The organism is Ruegeria sp. BC8, assembly GCF_056535705.1.
This window is the reverse complement of sequence record NZ_JBQFIV010000001.1, coordinates 1,342,041-1,364,724: the sequence shown is the minus strand read 5'-3', so window position 1 is coordinate 1,364,724 and position 22,684 is coordinate 1,342,041. Positions and strand designations below refer to the sequence as shown.

The window sequence follows — 22,684 nt, the reverse complement described above, 5'->3', positions numbered from 1 at the left end:
CGCGCGAAAATGGAGACGACGATGTTCGGCATTCCCGGCAAACAGGCCGTGACGATGACGCCCAAAGCTGCAGAGCAGATCCTCCGCCTGATGACGTCGGGTGGCCATGCCGGTCTGCGGATTGGCGTCAAGAAAGGTGGCTGCGCCGGTATGGAATATACCATGGAGTATGTCGATCAGCCGGACCCGCATGACGAAGTGGTCGAACAGGATGGGGCGCGGGTCATGATCGCTCCGATGGCTCAGATGTTTCTGTTCGGAACCGAGATCGACTACGAGGTCTCGCTGCTGGAATCCGGGTTCAAGTTCAAGAATCCCAATGTCGTCGATGCCTGTGGCTGCGGCGAGTCGATCAAGTTCGACGAAAACCTGGCCGAACAGCGCTGAGTCACCTAAAGCCTGCACCGTTTGCGGGCAGGTGAACTGCCGCCGGCGCCGTCTGGTTGAGTCCACCCAGATCGATCCGTCGCGCGACTCGCTCGCGCGCGGCCTCCCAAGCGCAATTGTCAGGCCTTGATCCGGGTGCTAACTGGATAGAAACGCACGAAAGATCACGGAGACCCCGCTATGCGACGCAGACTGGCAGCCGGAAACTGGAAAATGAATGGAACCGGGGCTGCTCTGTCCGAGTTGGAAACGCTGACTGCAACGCACCCTTCTCCGACGGTCGATATTCTGATCTGCCCTCCGGCAACTTTGATCCACCAGGCCGCACAAGCCGTGCAAGGCTCAGGCGTCGCCATCGGCGGACAGGATTGCCACGCCGAGGTTTCGGGCGCCCATACGGGTGATCTGAGCGCCGAGATGCTGAAAGACGCCGGCGCGACCAGCGTAATCGTCGGGCATTCAGAACGGCGCGAAGACCACGGCGAGAAAGACGACGATATCCGCGCCAAGGCCCGGGCAGCCATGAACGCGGGCCTGACCGCAATCATCTGCGTCGGCGAAAGCCTTGAACAGCGCGAAGCGGCCAATACGCTCGACATCATTGGCGGGCAGTTGTCCGGTTCGATCCCGGACCTTGCCACCGGAGAGAACCTCGTCGTGGCTTACGAACCGATCTGGGCAATCGGCACCGGCAAGGTTCCCACTTTGGAAGAAATCGGCGAAGTCCATGATTTCATTCGCGCCAGACTTGAACGGCGATTTGGCGAAGGTGTCGGCCGGTCGGTCCGTTTGCTTTATGGCGGTTCGGTCAAACCTGACAACGCGGCGGAGATTTTCGGAGTGTCGAACGTGGACGGCGCGCTGGTCGGCGGTGCAAGCCTGAAGGCACGCGATTTCTCGGGCATCATTTCCGCGCTGGAACAGGCCTGACCGGTTCACGCACGCTCAGTCCGCGATGTCCTCGGCCCAAAGCTCGGGCTGTTCGGTCACGAACCTGCGCATCAGGGCGATGCAGTCCGGGTCTTCGGCCAAAACAACCTCGACCCCGCGATCGCGCAGGAAGTCTTCGTTGCCGCCGAAGTTTTCCGTGTCACCGATGACCACGCGCGGGATGCCGAACTGAACGATCGTTCCGGCGCACATCAAGCACGGAGATAGGGTGGTATACAGAACGGTATCTCGGTACGTTTTCTGCCGCCCGGCTTTGCGCAGCGCATCCATCTCGCCATGGGCGATCGGATCCCCCTGCTGAACCCTTTGGTTTCGGCCCTGCGAGATGATCGTGCCGTTCCGAGCCAGTACAGATCCGATCGGGCAACCGCCCTCATCGAAACCGGCTTTGGCTTCTTGGTAGGCAACGCGCATCAGGCGCTTGTCATCATCGGTCAGCATGTTTCGGCACTCGTTGGTTGCGGTGATCAGGGTGGTTCCAGCCTGCCCACCGCGGGTGCCTGCGTCAACAACGGGCCGGTCACGCAAGTTTCATTGCGACCATGCCGGACACGATCAGCGTCGCCGCGATGACACGCAGCGGGGTCAGTGCCTCGCCCAAAAACATCACACCAACCAAGAACGCACCGACCGCGCCAATACCCGTCCACAGCACGTAGGCGGTTCCCAGTGGCAAGGAGCGCATGGCCAGGGCCAACAAACCGAACGAACCGACCATCGCGCCCCCCATCACAACGGTCGGCCAGAGCCGCGTGAATCCAGCAGACTGCTTCATGGCAACTGCCCAGACGATTTCCAGCAAACCGGCAAAAAGTAGAAAGATCCAGGACATCGGGGACACCTCCATCAGCTTCGGGTCGTCCCGAATGATCACCCATGGTGGGGAGGTCGTCCTCGGTCTCCATGTGGGAAGTGCCAGTAGTGAGTTCAAGCCCGGCCATTCAGCGTGGCGGCCTGGCAGATGCCGGCCGACCGCGCAAAAAGTGACCCGAACCGGTTGCCCGGTTCGGATCGATTGCGACGGTCTAGTTCGTAATGATCTCGGGGCCCATGAAGGTGTTTGGCAACACCGTCGACAGCCACGGGATGTACGTGATCATGATCAGGAAGACGAACAGAACGGCCAGGAACGGCAGTGCTGCGCGCACGACGGCCATCATCGGCATTCCCGCGACGCCCGACGTAACGAACAGGTTCAGACCGACCGGAGGCGTGATCATCCCGATTTCCATGTTCACCACCATGATGATGCCCAGATGGATCGGGTCGATGCCCAGTTCGATGGCAATCGGAAACACCAGCGGCGCAACGATGACCAGCAGGCCCGAGGGCTCCATGAACTGACCGCCGATCAGAAGGATTACGTTGACCACGATCAGGAAAGTGATCGGCCCCAGACCCGCCGACAGCATTGCGCCGGCAATGTGTTGCGGCACCTGCTCATCGGTCAGAACATGCTTGAGGATCAGCGCGTTGGCGATGACGAAAAGCAGGGTGACCGTCAGCTTGCCGGCCTCAAACAGCGTATGTTTGGTGTCGGGGTGGAAAAAGGCCGTGATCAGCGCCAGCGGCTTTTTCGCAAGCGAGAGGTTTTGCTCACCTTCCTGGGTGCTGAGTGGCCCCATGTCCTTGTAGACGAAGCTGGCGATGAAGAAGGCGTATACAGCCGCGACCGCCGCCGCTTCGGTCGGTGTGAAGATACCGCCGTAGATGCCGCCCAGGATGATGACGATCAGGAACAGACCCCAACCGGCCTCGCGTGCCGACGCAAATATCTCGCCCCAGCCTTTCCAATCACCTTTCGGCAGGTTCTTGACCTTGGCCATCACATAGATTGTGACCATCAGCATGAACCCGGCCATGAGACCCGGAATGACACCGGCCAGGAACATCCTGCCGACCGAGACTTCAACCGCGGCCGCGTAGACAACCATAACGATCGACGGCGGGATCAGGATACCCAGCGTACCGGCGTTACAGATGACGCCAGCTGCGAATTCCTTGGAATAGCCGACCTGACGCATACCGGCGATCACGATCGAACCGATCGCAACAACGGTGGCCGGGGACGATCCTGACAGCGCGGCGAACAGCATACATGCGAACACGCCCGCAATTGCCAGACCGCCAGGCAGGTGACCAACGCAGGCGATCGAGAACCGAATGATCCGGCGCGCCACCCCTCCGGTCGTCATGAAGGACGATGCGAGGATGAAGAACGGGATGGCCAGCAGGGTAAAGTGGCCCTCGAACGCCTCGAACAGGGTCCCGGCAACCGAAGCCAGCGAGCTGTCCGAGTAGATCAGAAGAAACAGGGTCGAGCTCAGCCCTAGGGCAACTGCGATCGGAACGCCGATCAGCAGCAGGCCCACGACCATGGCAAAAAGTAGTACTACATCCATCAGTCGTGTTCTCCCTGAAGGGCCCGGACTTCTTCGATCTCGTCCTCAACCTCGTGGCTTGCGACAATGCGGTCGGCCTCACCGCGCAGGATCTGCAGCCCGGCCTGGGCAAAGCGGATCACCAGCAGCAGCATCGACAGCGGCAGAACGAAATACGGCACGACCTTGGGCAGCTTCTCGTAGTACTCGCCATAGTTAATGAGGTCTTCGAGGAACCGTAGCGGCGCGACCATGGGGATGTCGTCCACCTCGTAGAAGCTCTGACTACGAGCGTCGAAATCAAAGCCCGTGGGGAACCAGCGTCCAGAGGTCGGAGGCAGGTCGGCAAAAACCGCCCAGTAGTCGTAGGACCCCTTCAGCAGCAGCAGCGAGAATACGAGGCAGCACCCCACCGCGATCAGTGCCAATACCCTGCGCGGTGCCGGAGGCAGCATATTCAGGATGGCATCCACACCCAGATGCGCGTGTTTCTTGACGGCGTAGGACGCCCCCAGCAATACCAGCCATCCGAAAGTGAATACGGTCAGCTCTAGCGCCCAAAGGATGTTGGAGTTGAAGACGAAACGCGCGATCACGTTGGCAAAGGTCACGGCCGTCATCAGGCCAAGAAGCAACGCGATCAGGGTTTCTTCGATTCGGTCGACCAGCCCACCGGGGCCGGTTTTCGCACCAGACATCTTTCTGTCCCCATTTTTGTTGATTTATCGAGGTGGCGGGCGCGATTGGGCCCACCTGGTATGTGCTCCGGCGGGCTTGCGACCGTCGGAGCACACCTGCGTGTCGGATCAGAACCCGGCGTTGATCGCCTGAGCGGCGTCGATCTTGTCCTGACCGACGTCACCGGAGAACTTGTCCCAAACCGGCTTCATCGCGTCGACCCAGGCCTGACGCTGCTCGGGTGTCAGCTCGCGGATCGTTCCGCCCGCGTCGATGATGGCCTGCTTGGCCTTTTCGTTGACCGCAAACGCCTCTTTGTTGCGCTCTTCGGTCACCTCGGCCAGGATCGTCAGGAACTGCTCGCGCACCTCCGGATCCAGGCTGTCCAGCCAGTCGACCGAAGTCACGACCAGATAGTCGATGATGCCGTGGTTGGTTTCGGTGATGCCATCCTGAACTTCGAAGAACTTCTTGCCGTAGATGTTCGACCAGGTGTTCTCCTGACCGTCCACAACGCCCTGCTGCAGAGCACCATAGACCTCCGAGAAGGCCATTTTCTGCGGGCTGCCGCCGATGGCTTCCATCTGCGCAACCAGCACGTCCGAAGACTGAACGCGGAATTTCAGGCCGTTGGCGTCCGAAGGATCGATCAGCGGCTTGTTGGCCGACATCTGCTTCATGCCGTTGTGCCAGAACGCCAGACCCTGCAGGCCGCGGCGCTGCATGCTGTCTTTCATTGCCTGGCCATCCGCCGAGGCCTGGAACGCATCAACCGCGTCGATGTTCTTGAACATGAACGGCAGGTCGAACAGACGGAACTGCTTGGTGAACTTCTCGAACTTCGACAGCGACGGGGCGGCCAGTTGCACGTCGCCCTGCAGCATCGCCTCGAGCACCTTGTCGTCGTTGTACAAGGTCGAGTTCGGATAGACCTCCATGCACATGACGCCGTTCATCTCGTCGTTCACGCGCTGCTCAAGGAGCGATGCGGCGATGCCCTTGGGGTGTTTGTCGGTGTTCGTCACATGCGCGAACTTGACGACGATCTCGCCATCGTCGCAGGCAGCGAAGCCCGCTGTTGCGGTTACGGAAAGCGCAAGCGCGGTGGCGGCTGTTGCCAGGAATTTCATCTGTCTTTTCCTCCCAGACTTCCAAAGAAACTTCCTTTGACATCCATGGGGATGCCGGATGCGCAAGAGTGAAACGAATCGACAGTCACCGTTCAACAATTCGAGAACGGCTGGCAGAAGACAGATTTTCTAATTACTTTTCATTGGCTTAAATAGGGCATCCGCAATGAGTATTTTGTTATCGCAGACATTTGTGCGGGAAACCGCACACCCAAATGCGCGAGTGTGCGAAAATCCGCACATACATCGAATCATCGGGCGAATCGTTCCGCGTCAGCGCCGATAGTCTTCAGGGCGTATGCCGTAGCGGGCCAATTTGTCGTAGAACGTCTTACGCGGCAGTTTCAGGGACTTGGCCGCGTCCGACGCCCTTCCGTTGTGACGACCCAAGGCCGCAATCAGCAACGAGCGCTCAACGCGCGCCATCTGTTCGTTCAGCCCAAGATCGGCCGCGGCGGCAACATCCTCGGGCATCCCCAGAACAAAACGCATCGCAGCTGACATCAGTGAACGCGCGTTGCCGGGCCAGTCCCGTGCCATCAATGACGCCAAGTGTTCGGACGAGACATCAGGTACCGCGATCCCGGCCTGCTCGGCCGCCTGGGCGACGTAGTGGCGAAAGATCACCGGGATGTCCTCGGGGCGTTCGGCCAAAGACGGTACGCGCACCCGCATCACGTCCAACCGATAGAACAAATCTGCGTTGAACCGACCCTCGGCCGCCATCTCGGCCAGATCCGCGGTTGTTCCGGCGATGATGCGGACCCCGGGCCCGTTTTCGATCATCTCCAGGGCCGCATATTGCGTCGCCTCGGGCATGGCCAAGACTTCATCCAGAAACAACGATCCGGCTGCCGCATCCTTGCATATCGCCTGCAGGGCATCCGCTCCCAGACCTGACGCCGGGCGCTTGACGAACGGCCCCTGCGCGCGGGGTGACATCAAATGGATGACTTCGGCGACTTTCGAAATGCCGCTGCCGGGCGGTCCGGTGACCAGAACTTCGGCCTGAGTTGGGGCAACGCTGCGCACCCTGTTCCGCAAGGCATCAGCCTGCGGTGACAAACCGAACAACAAGCGGGCCGCAGGATCGCCCTTCTCCAGTTCGCGCTTGGCTGCCCGGTGGTCCAATACCTGACTGCGCGCGGCAAATGCACGGCTCAGAACCGCAAGCAGATCGGCGGCGGCGCAGGGCTTCTCAAGAAAGTCGAACGCGCCCTGCCCCATAGCCTGCACCGCCATCGGTATGTCGCCTTCGCCGGTCAACAGAACGACCGGCAACTCCGAGTCGACCTCGCGGGCATAGGACAGAAGATGAAACCCATCCCGTCCCGGCATCCGAATATCCGAGACAATCACACCTGGGAAATCGTCCCGGATATGGTCTTTGGCAGCCACAAACGATCCAGCGGGAATTACGGAATAGTCCGCAAGCTCCAGAGTCTGGGCCAGCGCCTCGCGCACGGCGGCGTCATCATCGACCAATAGAACCGTTCGGATCATGCCGCGGCTTCCTTCTCAAATGGTTCCAACTCGACGGTGAATTCTGCTCCGTCGGGCATGTTCGCGCCGCGTATCTCTCCTCCGAAACTCTGGACCAGACCGTATGAGATCGAAAGGCCAAGGCCCATTCCCTCGGATGAGCCAACGGTTTTGGTCGTGTAGAAAGGCTCAAAAACGCGATCGGGATCCTGAATGCCCGGGCCGGTATCGCGCACCGCGACCATCAACCGCTCGCCACGGGTCAGCGTGATCGTCAGGCTTCGGGTTTCGCGACCTGTCATCGCGTCGGCGGCATTGGTGATCAGATTGACGAAGACCTGCACCAGCCGCACCTCTCCACCCCAGGCAAAGACAGGTGCATTGGGCGGCTGCCAGATCAACGTGACCCCGTCCGAGCGCAACCGGCCGTCGGTCAGTTCGACGGCGGTGTTGAGCACCTGAACCAGATCAACCTTGCCCATCGGCTCGCTCTCGTTGCGGGCGAAGGCGCGCAAGTTCTTGATAATGCGTGCCATGCGGGCAGCCATGTCCGAGATACGCCCCAGGTTTTCGCGGGCCTTTTCGGGCTTGCCCTGCGCCAGAAAGGCCGTGCCATTGTCGGCGTATTGCCGGATCGCCATCAGCGGCTGATTCAATTCGTGGCTGATGCCCGCCGACATTTTCCCCAGAGCGCTCAGCTTGCCGGCCTGAACCAGATCGTCTTGCGCGCGTTTCAACGCCGCTTCGGCCTCTTGCCGCTCGGCCACCTCGCGGCGCAGAGCCACGTTGGCGGCCGTCAAAGCGCGGGTCCGCTGGGCCACTCGGCTCTCCAGCACCGCATTGGCTTCGGCCAGAGTACGCCGCCGTTCGGTCGCCAGAAAAAGCAACGCGCCGAAGGCAAGGCAGATCGCTGCGACCGCGGCAGCCTGCAGTCCGGCCAGACGTCGTGCCGGCGTCACATCCATCAAGACTTCGCCGGTCATTCCGATTACCGGCAGATCGCGGGTCAGGTGCAGGGCACGATCCGGAAGGTACGGGCTCCAGCCGATCGACCATAGTTCGTGCGGGCCCATGCGCGTAGACGAAAACGCGCCCGGCTTGCCATCAGCCGGCTGCAAGCCGATCTGTCCCGGCGGACGTTGCCAGAACAGCAGTTCGGACCGGTTGGAAATGAAGACCGAGCCAGCACGATCCACGAAGAACACCGCCTCTGTACTGCCGCGCCACGTGCTTTCAACGTCTTCGACATCCGCGATGACCATCAGGGCTCCGGTTACCTGACCATCTTCTGAAAACGCAGGCGCCGCATAGGAATAGATGCGGTTTCCTGTGTCGCGCAAAACCCCGTGCGAGCTGCCGAGAGCGCCGTGTAGCGCGCGTTGAAACGCGGGCTGGTCAGCCATGTTACCATTCACCACGTCCCGCGCAGCGGCCAGAACGCGCCCGGTCTTGTCCGCATAAAGCACATCCACAGCCGAGGTCTTGTCCGCGACCTCCAGCAGAAGCGCCTGCGCCGCCCGCCGCCGGTCGCTGGTGTCCAACGCCCGCAATGCGGGATGCTCGGCCATCAGCACCGCAAGTTCCTGATAGACCTGCAACTGAGTGCTCAGACGATCCGACGCCAACTCCAGATCGGCCTCGGCTTTCTCGCTAAGCTGAGAGAGCGCCTGCCGGTACCCATAAGACCAGACGGCCGCCGACAACAGCGCGACCGCGAACAGGAAACCAATCGTGACCCAAACTCTTTGCATGAAACAGGGTCTTGCATTCACAGCGCCGCATGGCAAGTCTGCGCCGCATGAAGACCGTTCACCAATCTCCGACCGAGCCCGAATTTGTTCAAAACCCCTACCCTTTCTACCGGGCAGCGCGCGGTCAGGGTGACCTGGTGTACTGGCAGGACTACGACATGCCCGCGGCGATGTCTCATGCGGCGGTCCAGGCGCTTTTGCGCGATCGGCGTTTCGGACGCGAAGTACCGTCAGAGATGGCCACAAAAGGCCCCGATCACCTTGCGCCGTGGCTGACGGTCGAAGCGCATTCGCTGCTCGAAGCCGAACCTCCGCGCCATACCCGCCTACGCGCTCTGGTTCTGCGCGCCTTTACCTCGCGGGCAATCGGAGCGCTCGCACCGGACATCGAAAGGCTGTGTCACGACCTGATCGACGCGTTCCCCGATGCTCCATTCGACCTTCTGGATGCCTATTGCACGCAGGTTCCGGTGATCACGATCTGCCGGCTGCTGGGTGTGCCCGAGAGCATGGCACCGCAGTTGTTGCAGTGGTCCCACGCCATGGTCGCCATGTATCAGGCCAGCCGCACCCGTGAGACCGAAGATCAGGCAGCACAGGCCTCCGCCGAGTTCTCCGCATTTCTGAACGACTACGTCTCTCACCGCCGATCCGAACCGAAAGACGACCTGATCACCCGTTTGATCACGGCAGAGGAAGACGGTGAGAAACTGTCTCGCGACGAATTGATCGCAACTTGCATCCTTTTGTTGAACGCTGGCCATGAGGCGACCGTTCATTCGCTGGGCAACGGCGTCAAAACGCTTTTGGAGTCCGGAACCAGCCCTGATGCCCTGGGCCCGGACACAATCGACATGACGGTCGAGGAGATCCTGCGCTTCGACCCGCCGCTACATATGTTCACGCGCTATGTCTATGAGGACGTCGAGGTTTTTGGCCATCGGTTTGCCCGCGGCGATCAGGTGGCGTTGATGCTTGGGGCCGCCAACCGTGACCCCGACGTCTGGACCGACCCGGACAAATTCGACCCAACCCGCAGCATTCAGGCCAACACGAGCTTTGGCGGTGGTTTGCATTTCTGCGTCGGCGCCCCGCTGGCCCGGCTGGAAATGCGGATTGCTCTGCCGATTCTTTTTGACCGCTGTCCGGGCCTGCGACTGGCCGAATCCCCGGAATATGCCAACACGTACCACTTCCACGGGCTGACACGACTAATGGTCCAAGCCTGAGCGCCGATCAGGTGTCTGCCAAGGCATTCAGGGGCAGCATGGTGGTCGACTTGATTTCTTCCATCGACAACAGCGCGGTGACGTTGTGCACGCGCACCTCCGAGATCAGCGCCTGGTAAAAAGCATCGTAGGCCCGTGCGTTCCTGACCCGAACTTTCAGAATGTAGTCGATGTCGCCAGCCAGGCGGTGCGCCTCTTGAACTTCGGGACGATCACGCAGGGCCTGCAGGAACTTGCGTTGCCAGTCCGCCTCATGCTCGGAGGTTCGTATCAGAACAAAGAACGTCGCCTCGAAACCCAGCGCCTCTGCGTCCAGCAGAACGGTCTGTTGACCGATGATTCCGGCCCCCTTCATCTTGCGGATCCGATTCCAAACGGGTGTCTTTGAACTGCCCACTTTGGCCGCGATTTCGTCCAGCGATTGACTGGCGTCTCGCTGCAGCTCGGCCAGAATTTTCCGATCCGTGTCGTCTATTCGAACCGACATTCCAATTTTCCTTCCGAATGAAAACCCATGTTCCGCCTGCCGCGGATTTCAGAACGCCTGTCCTTATTTGATCGGCAATATGGCATCTGGGCGGGAATATTTCCTATATTGAGGGCCAAGTCAAACAACAGCCAGGGCTACCCAATGAAGGCCACGCAGACAAAAGGACAAACGGGACAGGTCGACTTTGTCGGCGCAGGACCCGGTGATCCTGAATTGCTGACTCTCAAGGCCCTGTCCGCATTCCAGCGGGCCGACGTTGTTTTGCATGATCGCCTGATCAGCCCAGAGGTTTTGCAATTGGCCGGCCAGAACGCCCGGCTGGTCGACGTGGGCAAGGCCGGCTTTGGTCCGTCCTGGGAGCAGAGTGACATCAACGCATTGCTGGTTGACTACGCGCTCAAGGGACAACGGGTCGTTCGCCTCAAATCCGGTGACGCGACCCTCTTCGGCCGGCTGGACGAAGAGATCGATGCGCTGGACGCCGCAGGTATCCCGTGGACGATCGTTCCCGGCATTACGGCTGCCTCGGCGGCGGTGGCCGGAATTGGCCAAAGCCTGACCCGACGCGGCCGAAACTCCTCGGTCCGGTTTCTGACCGGGCACGACATGGAGGGCTTTGCCGATCACGACTGGGCTGCGCTGGCCCGTCCGGGGTCGGTTGCAGCCATCTACATGGGCAAGAAATCCGCTCGATTCATTCAAGGACGCCTGATCATGCACGGTGCCGATCGCGCCACGCCGGTCACGTTGGTCGAAAATGCCTCGCGACCTGATCAGCGCGTTGTCGCCACGACGCTGGATCAACTGCCTGCAGACCTCGCCGCTGCCGGCCTCGATGGTCCTGCACTCACATTCTATGGCCTGGCCCCGCGCGACGCGGCCAAAGCCGTCACCGAATTCAACAAGGAGCTTGCCTGATGGCCCGCGCTTTCACCCCCAAAGTCGTTACCGCAAATGACCTGCTGGAAGGCGACGTGATCTATCTGACCGCCGATGACCGTTGGTCGCGAGATCTGCGCGAGGCCGAGCTGATCACCGACGAAGCGCACGCTCAGCTGCGTCTTCTGGATGCACAGAAGCAAGTCGACAAGATCGTAGGTGCCTATCTCGCCGACGTCGTTGCAGGCGAAAACGGTCCTGAACCCACCCATTTTCGGGAAGACTTCCGCCGGACTGGTCCGTCCAACTATGCCCACGGCAAACAGGAATCTCCCCCGCAGCCCCGGGTCTGACCTCAGGCCCCTCTCTCCCCGTAAAAAGGCCCCGGATCCGGGGCTGCAAAAAAGGACAGCCAAAGATGTACCGCTACTCCGAGTTTGACAAAGCATTCCTGGCCGAGCGCAACGCACAGTTCCGCGCCCAGGTCGAACGCCGCATCGACGGCTCGCTGACCGAGGACGAGTTCAAGCCCCTGCGCCTGATGAACGGCCTGTATCTGCAACTGCACGCCTACATGCTGCGGGTGGCCATCCCCTATGGCACGCTCAACAGCGCCCAGATGCGCCAACTGGCCCTGCTGGCCGAGAAGTGGGACAAAGGTTACGGCCACTTCACCACGCGCCAGAACATCCAGTACAACTGGCCGAAACTGCGCGACGTGCCTGACATGCTGGACGCGCTGGCCGAGGTCGGCCTGCATGCGATCCAGACCAGCGGCAACACCATCCGCAACGTGACCGCCGACCATTTCGCCGGTGCCGCCGCGGATGAGGTCGCCGATCCGCGCCCCTATGCCGAGCTGCTGCGTCAGTGGTCCACTGACCACCCGGAATTCCAGTTCATGCCGCGCAAGTTCAAGATCGCCATCACCGGGTCCGAGCATGACCGCGCCGTGATCAAGGCCCATGACATCGGTCTGCAACTGGTCGAGCGCGACGGCGTTCTGGGCGCCCGCGTTCTGGTCGGCGGCGGTCTGGGCCGCACGCCGATGATCGGCAAGGAGCTGTCTGATTTCGTCGCCTTCGACGACCTGCTGGCCTATCTGGAGGCCACTGTTTCGGTCTGGAACCAGATCGGCCGGCGCGACAACAAGTACAAGGCGCGCATCAAGATCACCGTGCATGAACACGGCATCGACGCGATCCGCGCCAAGGTGAACGAGCGCTTCCTGCAGGTCCGCCCGCAGTTCAAGGGCGCCGACATGGCGCTGCTGGATCAGATCAAAGCGCATTTCGCCCCGCCCGCCTTCCGCGAAGGCTCGGTCGCGGCGTTCGAGAGCGCCTATTCGAACGACCCGGTGTTCCGCTCGTGGATCGACACCAACATCGCGCCGCACAAGCAGGCGGACCACGCGATCGTCACGATCTCGATCAAGAAGCACGGCCAGACACCGGGTGACGCAACCGCCGAGCAGATGCGCGTGATGGCCGATCTTGCCGAGCAATACGCCTATGACGAACTGCGCATCAGCCACGAGCAGAATGTGATCCTGCCGCATGTCCACAAATCGGACCTGCCCGCGATCCATGCCAAGCTGAAGGAGCACGGTCTGGCCACCGCGAATATCGGTCTGATCAGCGACATCATCGCCTGCCCCGGCATGGACTATTGCGCACTGGCAACGGCCCGCTCGATCCCGGTGGCGCAGCAGATCGCGACCCGGTTCGACGAGCTGAAGCTGGAGCACGACATCGGCCACCTGAAGATCAAGATCTCGGGCTGCATCAACGCCTGCGGGCATCACCACGTGGGTCACATCGGCATCCTAGGCTTGGATCGCGCGGGCGTCGAGAACTACCAGATCACGCTGGGCGGAGACGCCACCGAAACGGCCGCCATCGGCGACCGCACCGGTCCGGGCTTTGCCTATGACGAGATCGTGCCCGCGGTCGAACGTATCGTGGAAACCTATCTGGAACAGCGCGCAAGCGCCGAGGAGACCTTTTTGGAAACCTACCGCCGTGTTGGAATGGCCCCGTTCAAGGCGGCCCTCTACCCCGAGGCGCGGGCCAATGCCGCTTGACCTGATCCAGACGGAACTGGGCCGGGAACGACGCGAACTGACCGAAAAGGTCGAGGCGCTGAACGCCCGGTTCCGCCACCACAGCGCACATGACGTCATGCATGGTGCGCTTGAGGAGGCAGGCAACCTGGCGCTGGTCTCCAGCTTCGGTGCCGAGTCGGTGGTGTTGCTGCACATGGCTGCCGTGGTCGACAAGGCCACGCCGGTCCTGTTCATCGACACGATGATGCTGTTTACCGAGACGCTAGAATATCAACATGAGGTCAGCGAGCGTCTGGGTCTGAAGAACGTCCAGATCATCCGCGCGGATGACGAGGATATTCAGCGCGAAGACCCCTATGGCGCACTGCGGCTGCGCGACATGGATGCCTGCTGCAACTTGCGCAAGACCTTCCCCTTGCAGCGGGCCTTGGCGGGCTATGAAGGCTGGATTACCGGGCGAAAGCGGTTCCAATCCGGTACCCGCGCCACGCTCGAGTTCTTCGAGGTCGAGGACGGCACCGGCCGGATCAAGGTGAACCCTCTGGCGCATTGGGCGCCTCAGGACGTGCGCGCCTACATGGAAGAAAACCGCCTGCCCCGGCATCCGTTGGTGGCAAAGGGCTATCCCTCGATCGGCTGTGCGCCCTGCACCTCGCCGGTGAAGGATGGCGAAGATCCCCGCGCCGGACGCTGGCGCGATCAGAACAAGGAAGAATGCGGCATCCATTTCGTCGACGGCAAAATGGTACGCAGCGGAGAGAAAACATGAACGTGATCGTGAATGACCGGGGCTTTGCCCCTGATGACTGGACCGACGGATTTGTCACCCTTGAGGATGCCGCAAACGATGTGATCGCACTGGACGTCACCTCGGATACGGACCCCGACGAATTGTTCGAACGGCTTGGAAACACGCGCATGGTGCGCGTCGACTTTCCGTCCTTTGCCGATGGCCGAGGCTTTACCATTGCCCGTGCACTGCGCCTGAAGGGCTATGATGGCCGTCTGCGCGCGAAGGGACATGTGTTGGCCGACCAATACGCGATGGCCCGGCGCAGCGGCTTCGATGAAGTCGAGATTGACGCGGACCTTGCCGCCCGCCAGCCCGAGGACCATTGGCTGGCCCGCGCCAACTGGCAAGACAACGATTATCAGGCCCGCCTGCGCGGCTGACGCGACGATCGGGGCAATCTGCCCCCTTTTCCTGACCTGGATCAAAGCTTAAACGGAGATGCCGGTTTACCAGACCGGTAGTGAAACGATGACAGAGATGAAGCCCGTGACCGACGCAACCGCCGTGAAGGCCCCCGTCCTGCCGGACGCCCAGACCGTTCTGGAAGTGAAACACTGGACCGACCGCCTGTTTTCGTTCAAGGTCACGCGTCCGCAATCGCTGCGCTTCCGCTCGGGCGAATTCGTTATGATCGGCCTTTTGGGCGACAACGGAAAACCGTTGCTGCGCGCCTATTCGATCGCGTCGCCGTCGTGGGACGAGGAACTGGAATTCTATTCGATCAAGGTGCAGGACGGCCCGCTGACCTCGAAACTGCAGCACATCCAGCCCGGCGATCAGATCATTCTGCGGCCCAAACCTGTGGGTACGCTGGTGCATGATGCACTGCTGCCGGGCAAGCGCCTGTGGTTCTTTGCCACCGGAACCGGGTTTGCCCCCTTTGCCTCGCTGCTGCGCGAGCCTCAGACCTATGAGGACTACGACGAGGTCATCATCACCCACACCTGCCGCGAAGTGGCGGAACTGGAATATGGCCGCCAGCTGATCGAGAACATCCGCAAGGACGAGTTGCTGGCCGAACTGATCGGCGAAGGTTTCGCCGACAAGATCCGCTATTACCCGACCACCACCCGCGAACAGAGCCCCAAGATGGGCCGGATCACCGACCTGCTGAAGGACGGAACCGTCTTCAAGGACCTGGGCATCGAAGGCGGCATCAAGCCCGAGACCGATCGAGCGATGGTCTGCGGCAGCCTGGCCTTCAACCACGACATCAAGGCCATTCTCGAAGAGTTCGGCCTGCGCGAAGGCGCGAACTCGGACCCCAAGGAATTCGTGATCGAAAAAGCCTTTGTCGGCTGAGCCGAGATCCGGGCCGGCGAACGCCCGTTCCGCCGGCCCGAGCACCGCGTCGACACGTGCGAATTTCGTGTCATAGCACCTATATGGCGCTTGAAAGAACCTTCGTCTCAGTTTAAGTTCCCGGCTCGGAAATCGGCAATTATCAAAGGAATGAACCCATAGCCCGCAGACCTCACAACGCGCCGCCACAACGTGATACCGGCCCGCGCGTCAATGAAAAGATCCGTGCCCCCGAAATTCGCCTGATCGGCGCCGAAGGTGAGAATGTCGGGGTGGTTCATCCTGCCAAGGCCATGCAGATGGCAGCCGATGCCGGTCTTGATCTGGTCGAGATCTCGCCCAACGCGAATCCGCCGGTCTGCAAGATCATGGACTTTGGCAAGTTCAAGTACGAGCAGCAGAAACGCGAAAGCGAAGCCCGCAAGAAACAGAAGATCATCGAGGTGAAAGAGGTCAAGTTCCGGCCCAACACCGATACGCATGATTACGACGTCAAGATGCGGAACGTTTTCAAGTTTCTCGAGAATGGCGACAAGGTCAAAGTGACCCTGCGCTTCCGCGGCCGGGAAATGGCGCACCAGAACCTGGGACGTGAACTGCTTGAGCGCGTGGCGGAAGACGTCAAGGAAATCGGCAAGATCGAAAACATGCCGAAGATGGAAGGCCGCCAGATGATCATGATGATCGGACCGCTTCCCCAGAAGTGACGGCACATGGATCCGAGTGACCAAAGCTCCCTTGTTCGAGGGAGCTTTTTTATTTGTGGGTCAAAGTCAGGGCGGCGTGTCAGATTGCTTTGGAAATCGCAACCGACAACTTGTCCACCAGTTCGTCCAACTGCGGCTCTTCGATGATGAATGGCGGGGCCAGAAGCACATGGTCGCCTCTCCTGCCGTCGCGTGTTCCGGACATCGGATAGCAGATCAAACCCGCTTCGACGGCGGCTTTCTTGATCTTGGCCGCCACTCCCCGGGCCGGGTCAAACGGTTCGCGCGTATCTCTGTCAGCCACCAGTTCGATGCCTCGGAACAGGCCGCGACCACGGATGTCCCCGACATTGGGATGCTGGCCAAAGGCCGCCTCGAGTTTGGCTTGCAGTTTGTCACCCATGTCGCGGGCACGGGCCGGCAAATCGCGCGAGGTAAGCTCTGTCACAACAGCCAGGGCTGCAGCCGTGGCCACCGGGTGTCCGACATAGGTATGGCCGTGCTGGAAGAAACCCGAGCCATTTCGGATGGCGTCATAAATCCGATCGGTGCACAGCGTGGCACCGATGGGTTGATATCCAGCCCCCAAGCCCTTGGCGACGCAAAGAATATCCGGCGTCACCTCATCGTGGTCGCAGGCAAATAGATGGCCGGTTCGGCCCATGCCGCACATGACCTCGTCGAGGATCAACAACACGCCGTATTGATCACAGATTTCGCGGATCCGCTTGTAATACCCCTCGACCGCGGGGACGGCGCCCAACGTGGCCCCGACCACCGGTTCCGCCATAAACGCCATCACGGTCTCGGGGCCCAGCCGCAGGATCTCCACCTCAAGCTCATTCGCCACGCGTTGGCCATAGTCATAGCTGCTCTCGCCTTCGGGCTTTTCGGCGTATTCGTAGCAGGGCGCGATATGGCTCATCTCGATCAGCATTGGTGCGAATTGAGCCCGTCGCCATGCATTTCCGCCCGCTGAAAGCGCGCCCAGCGTATTGCCATGATAGCTCTGCCGCCGTGCGATAACCCGAGACCGCTCGGGTTGCCCGATTTCTAGGAAGTACTGGCGCGCCAGCTTGATCGCGGCCTCGGTCGCCTCGGAACCGCCGGACACGAAATAGACCCGGTCCAACGATCCGGGCGCGTGCTGGATCAGGAAATCCGCCAGGGCTTCGGCCGGTTCCGAGGTCATGAAACCAGTATGGGCAAAAGCGATCTTCTGGACCTGCTCCCGCACCGCGTGGATCACTGCCGGGTTTGAATGTCCCAGGCACGACACGGCCGCATCCCCACAGTCGAGATACCGTTTGCCCTGCGCGTCGATCAAATAACACCCATCACCGCCGACAGCGACCGGCAACTCCGCCTTGGTGTGGCGCGGAAAAACATGGCTCATATCATTTCCCTTTCAGCAAAGCGATCAACGCCGCGACCGAGGTCGCGTTGTCCGTCCATCGGGTTCCATCCGAGTTCGTCAGGCTGTTCTCAAAACCGACCCTGACATCGCCGCCACGAGCGGCCGCAGCCGCCAGACAGGCGTGTTCCAGACGCCCGAAAGCACAAACCATCCAAGGCGTACGAGCAGCGGGAAAGGCGTCCAGATCCGCCGGTTGGGATTCCTGCCCGGTGGCATAGCGTCCCAGCACCAGCAAGCGGTCTTCCTGCTCGCGCCGCACGACCCCATCCGACTGCCATCGCTCCAACAGATCCGCATCCGTCGAATCGTAGAGGATATGCTGCACCCGAGTTCCCTGTTCCGCACACAGCCCATAAATCCGAGGGGCCAGATCGGGCGCGCGCGCAACTTCCCGAACCGAGATCGAGGCCCATTTCGGGGCCACCTGCTGCAGGCACTCCAACTGCGCAGAAACGTCGTAGATACCGGCGGCCTCGGTCGTGATCTGAACATCCATAGTGGGCACGGTTCGGGCAAGCTCGGCCATAGCCTCCCGATAGCGCCCTGCATCCAGAGAATGCGCGCCCTGCCCATCCCTGACATGCAGGTGCAACCCGTTTGCCCCGGCCGCGTGGCAGGCAATGGCCGTCTCCACAATCTCACCGGTCGAAACCGGCAAGGCGGGGTGATCCGCATGACTGCGTCGCGCACCGTTCGGTGCGACCAAAACATACGGAAGCGACGAAGCCTGTGTGTCAGACATTGAATCATCCTATCGGTTTCTTGCGTGCTTAGCTCGTGTGAGGATGTTTTTCTCTTGTAATAATCATAACATTTGTTTTTCTCCCATCATGACACCCTCAACCCACCACCTGATGGATCGGCTGCGCCGAGAGATCGACCATTTGCCGGCCCAATTGCAGGCCGCAACAAAATACATCATCGACCATCCGGGCGATTTCGGAATCGACTCCATCCGCGTGTCTGCCGAAAAGATCGGCGTCAGCACAAACGTGATCGTTCGGCTGGCGCAGCATCTTGGTTTTGATGGCTTCGAAGCCTTCCGCCGCCCTTTCCGCAGAGATCTTGTGACAGACAGCGAAGACCGCCTCAGCCGGGATTGGCTGACCCAGTTGAATGCCGGCGATGCCTTTGCGTCGGCACAGGCCAGCTATGCCCGCAACGAAATGAACGTGGTGTCACGTTCGTTGCGCCAGCTGGATCCGGGCAAGGTCAGATCCGCAGTCACCCTGATGTCCGATGCTTCCCAGTGCTTGGTCACCGCAACCCGCGCAAGCTATGCCTTGGCCTATTACTTCCACTACGCCGGACGTATGGCCCACCCGGGGATGCAGTTGATCCCCAGGCATATGGGCTCGGCCATCGACGACCTTCTGAACGCCAGCGAAACCGACTGCCTGTTCGCGATCACCGTTCATCCCTATTCGGCCGACACGATACGTGCCATCCGGTTTGCCAGGGAAAAGGGTATGCGCGTTATACTGCTGGCTGACAGCGATGTCATTGCTCCGGGGGTCGAGGCGGACGTGACGCTGACCGTCAGCACCCGATCACAGCATCAGTTCTCCAGCTTCTCCGGAGCGATGGCCGTTCTCGAGGTTCTTCTAAGCCACCTTTTCGCAGTCAAGGGCGACGCGGCTTATCACCAGGTTCAGGACTATCAGAAAGCGCGCGAGGATGCCGGAGCCTACTGGCAGCCCAAAAGGCTTCCGCGTGTCGCGAAAAAGAAATAGGCCCCGGAACACGTCCAGGGCCCAAAGCAGTCACTGCGACCGCGTCACATGCAGGCCTGAACCGCCCGCCGGGTCATGACACCCACCAAGTGTGCGCGGTAGTCTTTGCTGCCGTGCAAATCTCCGATCATGTTCATCGGGTTGACCCGAAGATCCATTAGGGCGTCGGGCCGGAATTCCTTGCTCAGCGCCTGCTCGGCTTCGCTCCAACGGAACACGCCGTCTTCGCTGGCTCCGGTCACGGCAACGCGCACCCCGTCCGCGAAGCGGGCAAGGAAAACACCCACCAGCGCAAAGCGCGAGGCAGGCTGCAGAAACTTCTGGTAACTCGCTGCCTGCGGTACCGGGAACCGGACCGTCGTGATCAGCTCGCCCTCGTCCAGCGCTGTCGTGAACATGCCCTGAAAGAAGTCATCCGCGGCGATTTCGCGCGCATTCGTACGAATGGTCGCGCCTGACCCCAATGCAGCTGCGGGGTAGCAGGCCGCCGGATCGTTGTTGGCCAGTGACCCGCCTATCGTGCCTCTGTTGCGAACGGCAGGATCACCGATATGCCCCGCCAGATCAGCCAGCGCGGGATACTTGCCCGCAACTTCTGCCGCTACCGTGGCATGCGTGGTCGCCGCTCCAATCGAAATCGACCCATCATCTTCGATGCAGACGCCCTTCAACTCGGGAATGGCACCCAGGCTCACCAGCGTCGCGGGTGAGGCCAGTCTTTGCTTCATCGTCGGGATCAGGGTCTGACCGCCCCCCAACGCCTGTGCATCCTCTCCCGCCAACGCGGCAACCGCATCAGCAATGGTCGAGGGGTTCTTGAACTCGAAATTGTACATTTCGCTTTTCCTTTCCGAAAGGCGCGAAACCGCCCTTCATCTGGCATTTGATTGACCAGGGATCGCGAGGGGCTGACCCCTCGCGGTCCAACCTCTCCACTCAGCTGTTCATCGCCGCCCAAACACGCGACGGGCTGACCGGCATGTCGATGTGGTCCACCGCCTTGCCACCCGAGTTCAGGGCATCGATCACGGCATTGACCACCGCAGGCGGCGATCCAATCGCCCCGGCCTCGCCGCAGCCCTTCACACCCAGCGGGTTGTGCGTGCATGGCGTCTGGCTCGAATGATCCACGGTATAGAACGGCACGTCATCGGCCCGCGGCATGGCATAGTCCATGAAGGACGCGCTCAGCAGCTGGCCGTTTTCGTCATAGACGCAGTTCTCCAGCAAGGCCTGACCGATCCCCTGTCCGATGCCGCCATGCACCTGACCGTCAACGATCATCGGGTTGATGATGTTGCCGAAATCATCCGCTGCGGTAAACCGTTCGATGGTCACCTGCCCGGTCTCGGGGTCAACCTCGACCTCGCAGGCATAGGCGCCAGCCGGGAAGGTAAAGTTGGCCGGATCATAGAACGCGGTCTCCTCCAGCCCTGGCTCGACCTCCAGCGGGAAGTTGTGCGGCACATAGGCCGTCAGGGTCACATCGCCCCAGGCCACCGACTTGTCGGTGCCGGCCACGGTGAACTGGCCATCCTTCAGCTCGATATCGGCCTCGGACGCCTCCAGCAGATGCGCCGCGATCTTCTTGGCCTTGTCGATCACCTTTTCGGTCGCTTTGACCATGGCCGAGCCACAGACCGCCAGAGAGCGCGACCCATAGGTGCCCATGCCGAACGGGATTTTCGAGGTGTCGCCGTGCACGATCTCGACCATCGACTCGTCGATGCCGATCATGTCGGCCACGACCTGCGGAAAGGCGGTCTCGTGCCCCTGCCCGTGGCTGTGGGCCCCGACCATGACGCTGATCGAGCCGGTGGCGTTCACCCGCACGGTTGCCGCGTCATACAGGCCCGCACGCGCCCCCAACATGCCTACGATGTTCGAAGGTGCGATGCCGCAGGCCTCGATATAGCAGTTCACGCCCAGGCCACGCAGCTTGCCCCGCGCCTCGCTTTCGGCGCGACGCGCCGGGAAGCCGGCGAAATCGGCGGCCTGCTCCAGCTTGTCCATGGTGCCATTGTAGTCGCCCGTGTCATAGGTCAGCGCCACAGGCGTGTCATAAGGGAACTGCGTGATGAAGTTCTGCCGGCGCAGCGCCACCGGGTCGACACCCAGCTCGCGCGCGGCTTTGTCGATCACGCGCTCCAGCTGATAGGTCGCCTCGGGACGGCCTGCACCGCGATAGGCATCCACCGGCACGGTGTTGGTGAACATCGCCCGCACGTTCACCTGAATGACCGGCGTCTTGTAGTTGCCCGCCATCAGCGTCCCGTGCAGCCAGGTCGGCACCGAACTGGAAAACGTCGACAGATACGCGCCCAGATTGGCAAAAGTGTTTGTCCGCAGCCCGACGAAATTGTTGTCGGCATCCAGCGCCAGTTCGATCTTGCTGACATGGTCGCGGCCCTGCGCATCCGACATGAACGCCTCGGACCGGCTCGCAGTCCACTTAACCGGGCGGTTGCAAGCCTTGGCGGCGAAGGTACAGAACGCCTCTTCCGCGTAATGGAAGATCTTGGTACCGAAACCGCCACCCACATCCGGCGCCACGACGCGGACCTTGTGCTCGGGCAGGCCCAGCACGAAGGCGCACATCAACAGCCGGATCACATGCGGGTTCTGCGAGGTGGTATAGAGCGTGTATTCATCCGTGCCCCGGCTGTATTCCGCCACGGCCACGCGCGGCTCCATCGGGTTGGCGACCAGACGGTTGTTCACCAGCTCCAAGGTGGTGACATGCGCCGCATTGGCGAACACCTCGTTCACCTTGGCATCGTCGGCCTCGCCCAACTGCCAGTCATAGCAGATGTTGTTCTTCAGATCATCATGGACCAGCGGCGCGCCCTCTTCGGCGGCGGCTTTCATGTCCAGAACGGCGGGCAGTTCCTCGATATCCACGTCGATCGCTTCGGCCGCGTCCCGGGCCTGTTCCAGGCTGTCGGCCACGACCGCGGCGATCGGGTCGCCCACATGGCGCACCTTGCCTTGCGCCAGGATCGGGTGCGGCGGTTCCTGCATGGGCGCGCCGTGCTTGTCGGTCACCTCCCAGCCGCAGGGCATGCCGCCCACGCCTTCGAAATCCTTGCCGGTAAACACCCGGACCACGCCGGGCATGGACTCGGCGGCGGACGTGTCGATGCTTTTGATCCGGCCATGCGCGATGTCGGATCGCAGGAAATACACATAGGCCTGACCACGTACGTTGATGTCGTCGGTGTAATTGCCCGCTCCGGTCAAAAAGCGCACGTCCTCGCGGCGCTTGGAACTGGCTCCGATGCCACTGTCTTTGGGCATTGCTTGTTCTCC

General features: G+C 61.1%; 22 protein-coding genes and 1 pseudogene. 11 read left to right on the top strand and 12 right to left on the bottom strand.

Annotated elements, in window-relative coordinates; all coding sequences use genetic code 11:
- Nucleotides 1-21 precede the first annotated feature (21 nt).
- Together ACR3EK_RS06920 and tpiA are read left to right on the top strand one after the other, a co-directional pair.
- Entirely contained in the window at nucleotides 22-387 is a 366-nt protein-coding gene (locus tag ACR3EK_RS06920; protein WP_170338817.1) for a HesB/IscA family protein, read from the top strand.
- Nucleotides 388-567: 180 nt separating this feature from the next.
- Nucleotides 568-1,317, top strand: a complete 750-nt coding sequence (gene tpiA / locus ACR3EK_RS06915; protein ID WP_480633017.1) for a triose-phosphate isomerase — start codon at nucleotides 568-570, stop codon at nucleotides 1,315-1,317.
- Between the two features lie 15 nt (nucleotides 1,318-1,332).
- On the opposite strand, the gene ACR3EK_RS06910 is transcribed toward tpiA, so the two are convergent.
- From ACR3EK_RS06910 to ACR3EK_RS06880, 7 genes are all read right to left on the bottom strand, one after another.
- A complete protein-coding gene (locus ACR3EK_RS06910; protein ID WP_480633016.1) occupies nucleotides 1,333-1,779 on the bottom strand; it encodes a nucleoside deaminase in 447 nt (148 codons plus the stop codon).
- A 79-nt stretch (nucleotides 1,780-1,858) separates the two neighbouring features.
- Complete coding sequence (locus ACR3EK_RS06905) at nucleotides 1,859-2,170, bottom strand: DMT family transporter (RefSeq protein WP_170357657.1); 312 nt, start codon at nucleotides 2,168-2,170, stop codon at nucleotides 1,859-1,861.
- A gap of 193 nt (nucleotides 2,171-2,363) precedes the next feature.
- Nucleotides 2,364-3,740 carry a TRAP transporter large permease gene (locus ACR3EK_RS06900; protein WP_480633015.1) on the bottom strand — a complete coding sequence of 459 codons (1,377 nt, stop codon included), beginning with the start codon at nucleotides 3,738-3,740 and terminating at the stop codon, nucleotides 2,364-2,366.
- Nucleotides 3,740-4,417: a TRAP transporter small permease gene (locus tag ACR3EK_RS06895; protein ID WP_170338826.1), complete on the bottom strand. Its 678-nt coding sequence runs from the start codon at nucleotides 4,415-4,417 to the stop codon at nucleotides 3,740-3,742. Before ACR3EK_RS06895 ends, ACR3EK_RS06900 begins: the two co-directional genes overlap by 1 nt.
- Nucleotides 4,418-4,525: 108 nt before the next feature.
- On the bottom strand, nucleotides 4,526-5,527 hold the full coding sequence (locus ACR3EK_RS06890) for a DctP family TRAP transporter solute-binding subunit (protein WP_170338828.1): 1,002 nt from the start codon (nucleotides 5,525-5,527) through the stop codon (nucleotides 4,526-4,528).
- 273 nt (nucleotides 5,528-5,800) lie between these two features.
- Complete coding sequence (locus ACR3EK_RS06885; RefSeq protein WP_480633014.1) at nucleotides 5,801-7,030, bottom strand: sigma-54-dependent transcriptional regulator; 1,230 nt, start codon at nucleotides 7,028-7,030, stop codon at nucleotides 5,801-5,803.
- A complete protein-coding gene (locus ACR3EK_RS06880) occupies nucleotides 7,027-8,760 on the bottom strand; it encodes a sensor histidine kinase (protein ID WP_170367031.1) in 1,734 nt (577 codons plus the stop codon). The genes ACR3EK_RS06885 and ACR3EK_RS06880 overlap by 4 nt, the downstream gene beginning before the upstream one ends.
- A gap of 47 nt (nucleotides 8,761-8,807) precedes the next feature.
- On the opposite strand from ACR3EK_RS06880, the gene ACR3EK_RS06875 reads away from it, so the two are divergent.
- A complete protein-coding gene (locus tag ACR3EK_RS06875; RefSeq protein WP_480634011.1) occupies nucleotides 8,808-9,989 on the top strand; it encodes a cytochrome P450 in 1,182 nt (393 codons plus the stop codon).
- Between the two features lie 7 nt (nucleotides 9,990-9,996).
- Here ACR3EK_RS06875 and ACR3EK_RS06870 read toward each other — a convergent pair whose 3' ends face one another.
- On the bottom strand, nucleotides 9,997-10,476 hold the full coding sequence (locus tag ACR3EK_RS06870; protein WP_093961931.1) for an Lrp/AsnC family transcriptional regulator: 480 nt from the start codon (nucleotides 10,474-10,476) through the stop codon (nucleotides 9,997-9,999).
- A gap of 174 nt (nucleotides 10,477-10,650) precedes the next feature.
- Between ACR3EK_RS06870 and cobA the strand changes: the two are divergent.
- The 7 genes and pseudogenes from cobA to infC form a co-directional block, all read left to right on the top strand.
- Nucleotides 10,651-11,397, top strand: a pseudogene (gene cobA, locus ACR3EK_RS06865) (uroporphyrinogen-III C-methyltransferase); the annotation flags it as partial.
- Nucleotides 11,397-11,711, top strand: coding sequence for a DUF2849 domain-containing protein (locus ACR3EK_RS06860; protein ID WP_170368379.1), 315 nt, complete (start codon nucleotides 11,397-11,399; stop codon nucleotides 11,709-11,711). The pseudogene cobA and the gene ACR3EK_RS06860, both read left to right, overlap by 1 nt.
- A 65-nt stretch (nucleotides 11,712-11,776) precedes the next feature.
- Nucleotides 11,777-13,441, top strand: a complete 1,665-nt coding sequence (locus ACR3EK_RS06855) for a nitrite/sulfite reductase (RefSeq protein ID WP_170389938.1) — start codon at nucleotides 11,777-11,779, stop codon at nucleotides 13,439-13,441.
- Nucleotides 13,431-14,192, top strand: a complete 762-nt coding sequence (locus ACR3EK_RS06850; protein ID WP_093961927.1) for a phosphoadenylyl-sulfate reductase — start codon at nucleotides 13,431-13,433, stop codon at nucleotides 14,190-14,192. The genes ACR3EK_RS06855 and ACR3EK_RS06850 overlap by 11 nt, the downstream gene beginning before the upstream one ends.
- On the top strand, nucleotides 14,189-14,596 hold the full coding sequence (locus tag ACR3EK_RS06845) for a DUF934 domain-containing protein (protein ID WP_480633013.1): 408 nt from the start codon (nucleotides 14,189-14,191) through the stop codon (nucleotides 14,594-14,596). Before ACR3EK_RS06850 ends, ACR3EK_RS06845 begins: the two co-directional genes overlap by 4 nt.
- 88 nt (nucleotides 14,597-14,684) lie before the next feature.
- The gene (locus tag ACR3EK_RS06840) at nucleotides 14,685-15,518 is read left to right on the top strand and encodes a ferredoxin--NADP reductase (protein WP_480633012.1); all 834 of its coding nucleotides are present in this window, start codon (nucleotides 14,685-14,687) and stop codon (nucleotides 15,516-15,518) included.
- A gap of 131 nt (nucleotides 15,519-15,649) precedes the next feature.
- Nucleotides 15,650-16,225, top strand: coding sequence for a translation initiation factor IF-3 (infC, locus tag ACR3EK_RS06835; RefSeq protein WP_311201685.1), 576 nt, complete (start codon nucleotides 15,650-15,652; stop codon nucleotides 16,223-16,225).
- A gap of 79 nt (nucleotides 16,226-16,304) precedes the next feature.
- On the opposite strand, the gene ACR3EK_RS06830 is transcribed toward infC, so the two are convergent.
- Together ACR3EK_RS06830 and ACR3EK_RS06825 are read right to left on the bottom strand one after the other, a co-directional pair.
- Nucleotides 16,305-17,621 carry an aspartate aminotransferase family protein gene (locus ACR3EK_RS06830; protein ID WP_480633011.1) on the bottom strand — a complete coding sequence of 439 codons (1,317 nt, stop codon included), beginning with the start codon at nucleotides 17,619-17,621 and terminating at the stop codon, nucleotides 16,305-16,307.
- Nucleotide 17,622: 1 nt separating this feature from the next.
- A complete protein-coding gene (locus tag ACR3EK_RS06825) occupies nucleotides 17,623-18,384 on the bottom strand; it encodes a beta-keto acid cleavage family enzyme (RefSeq protein ID WP_480633010.1) in 762 nt (253 codons plus the stop codon).
- An 88-nt stretch (nucleotides 18,385-18,472) separates the two neighbouring features.
- Between ACR3EK_RS06825 and ACR3EK_RS06820 the strand changes: the two genes are divergently transcribed.
- Nucleotides 18,473-19,375 (top strand): MurR/RpiR family transcriptional regulator, encoded by a 903-nt coding sequence (locus ACR3EK_RS06820; protein ID WP_480633009.1) that lies wholly within the window; start codon nucleotides 18,473-18,475, stop codon nucleotides 19,373-19,375.
- A gap of 44 nt (nucleotides 19,376-19,419) precedes the next feature.
- Here the strand turns inward: ACR3EK_RS06820 and ACR3EK_RS06815 are convergent, their stop codons facing one another.
- Complete coding sequence (locus tag ACR3EK_RS06815; protein WP_170338850.1) at nucleotides 19,420-20,211, bottom strand: FAD binding domain-containing protein; 792 nt, start codon at nucleotides 20,209-20,211, stop codon at nucleotides 19,420-19,422.
- Between the two features lie 100 nt (nucleotides 20,212-20,311).
- Nucleotides 20,312-22,672: a xanthine dehydrogenase family protein molybdopterin-binding subunit gene (locus tag ACR3EK_RS06810; RefSeq protein WP_170371154.1), complete on the bottom strand. Its 2,361-nt coding sequence runs from the start codon at nucleotides 22,670-22,672 to the stop codon at nucleotides 20,312-20,314.
- Nucleotides 22,673-22,684: the final 12 nt, after the last annotated feature.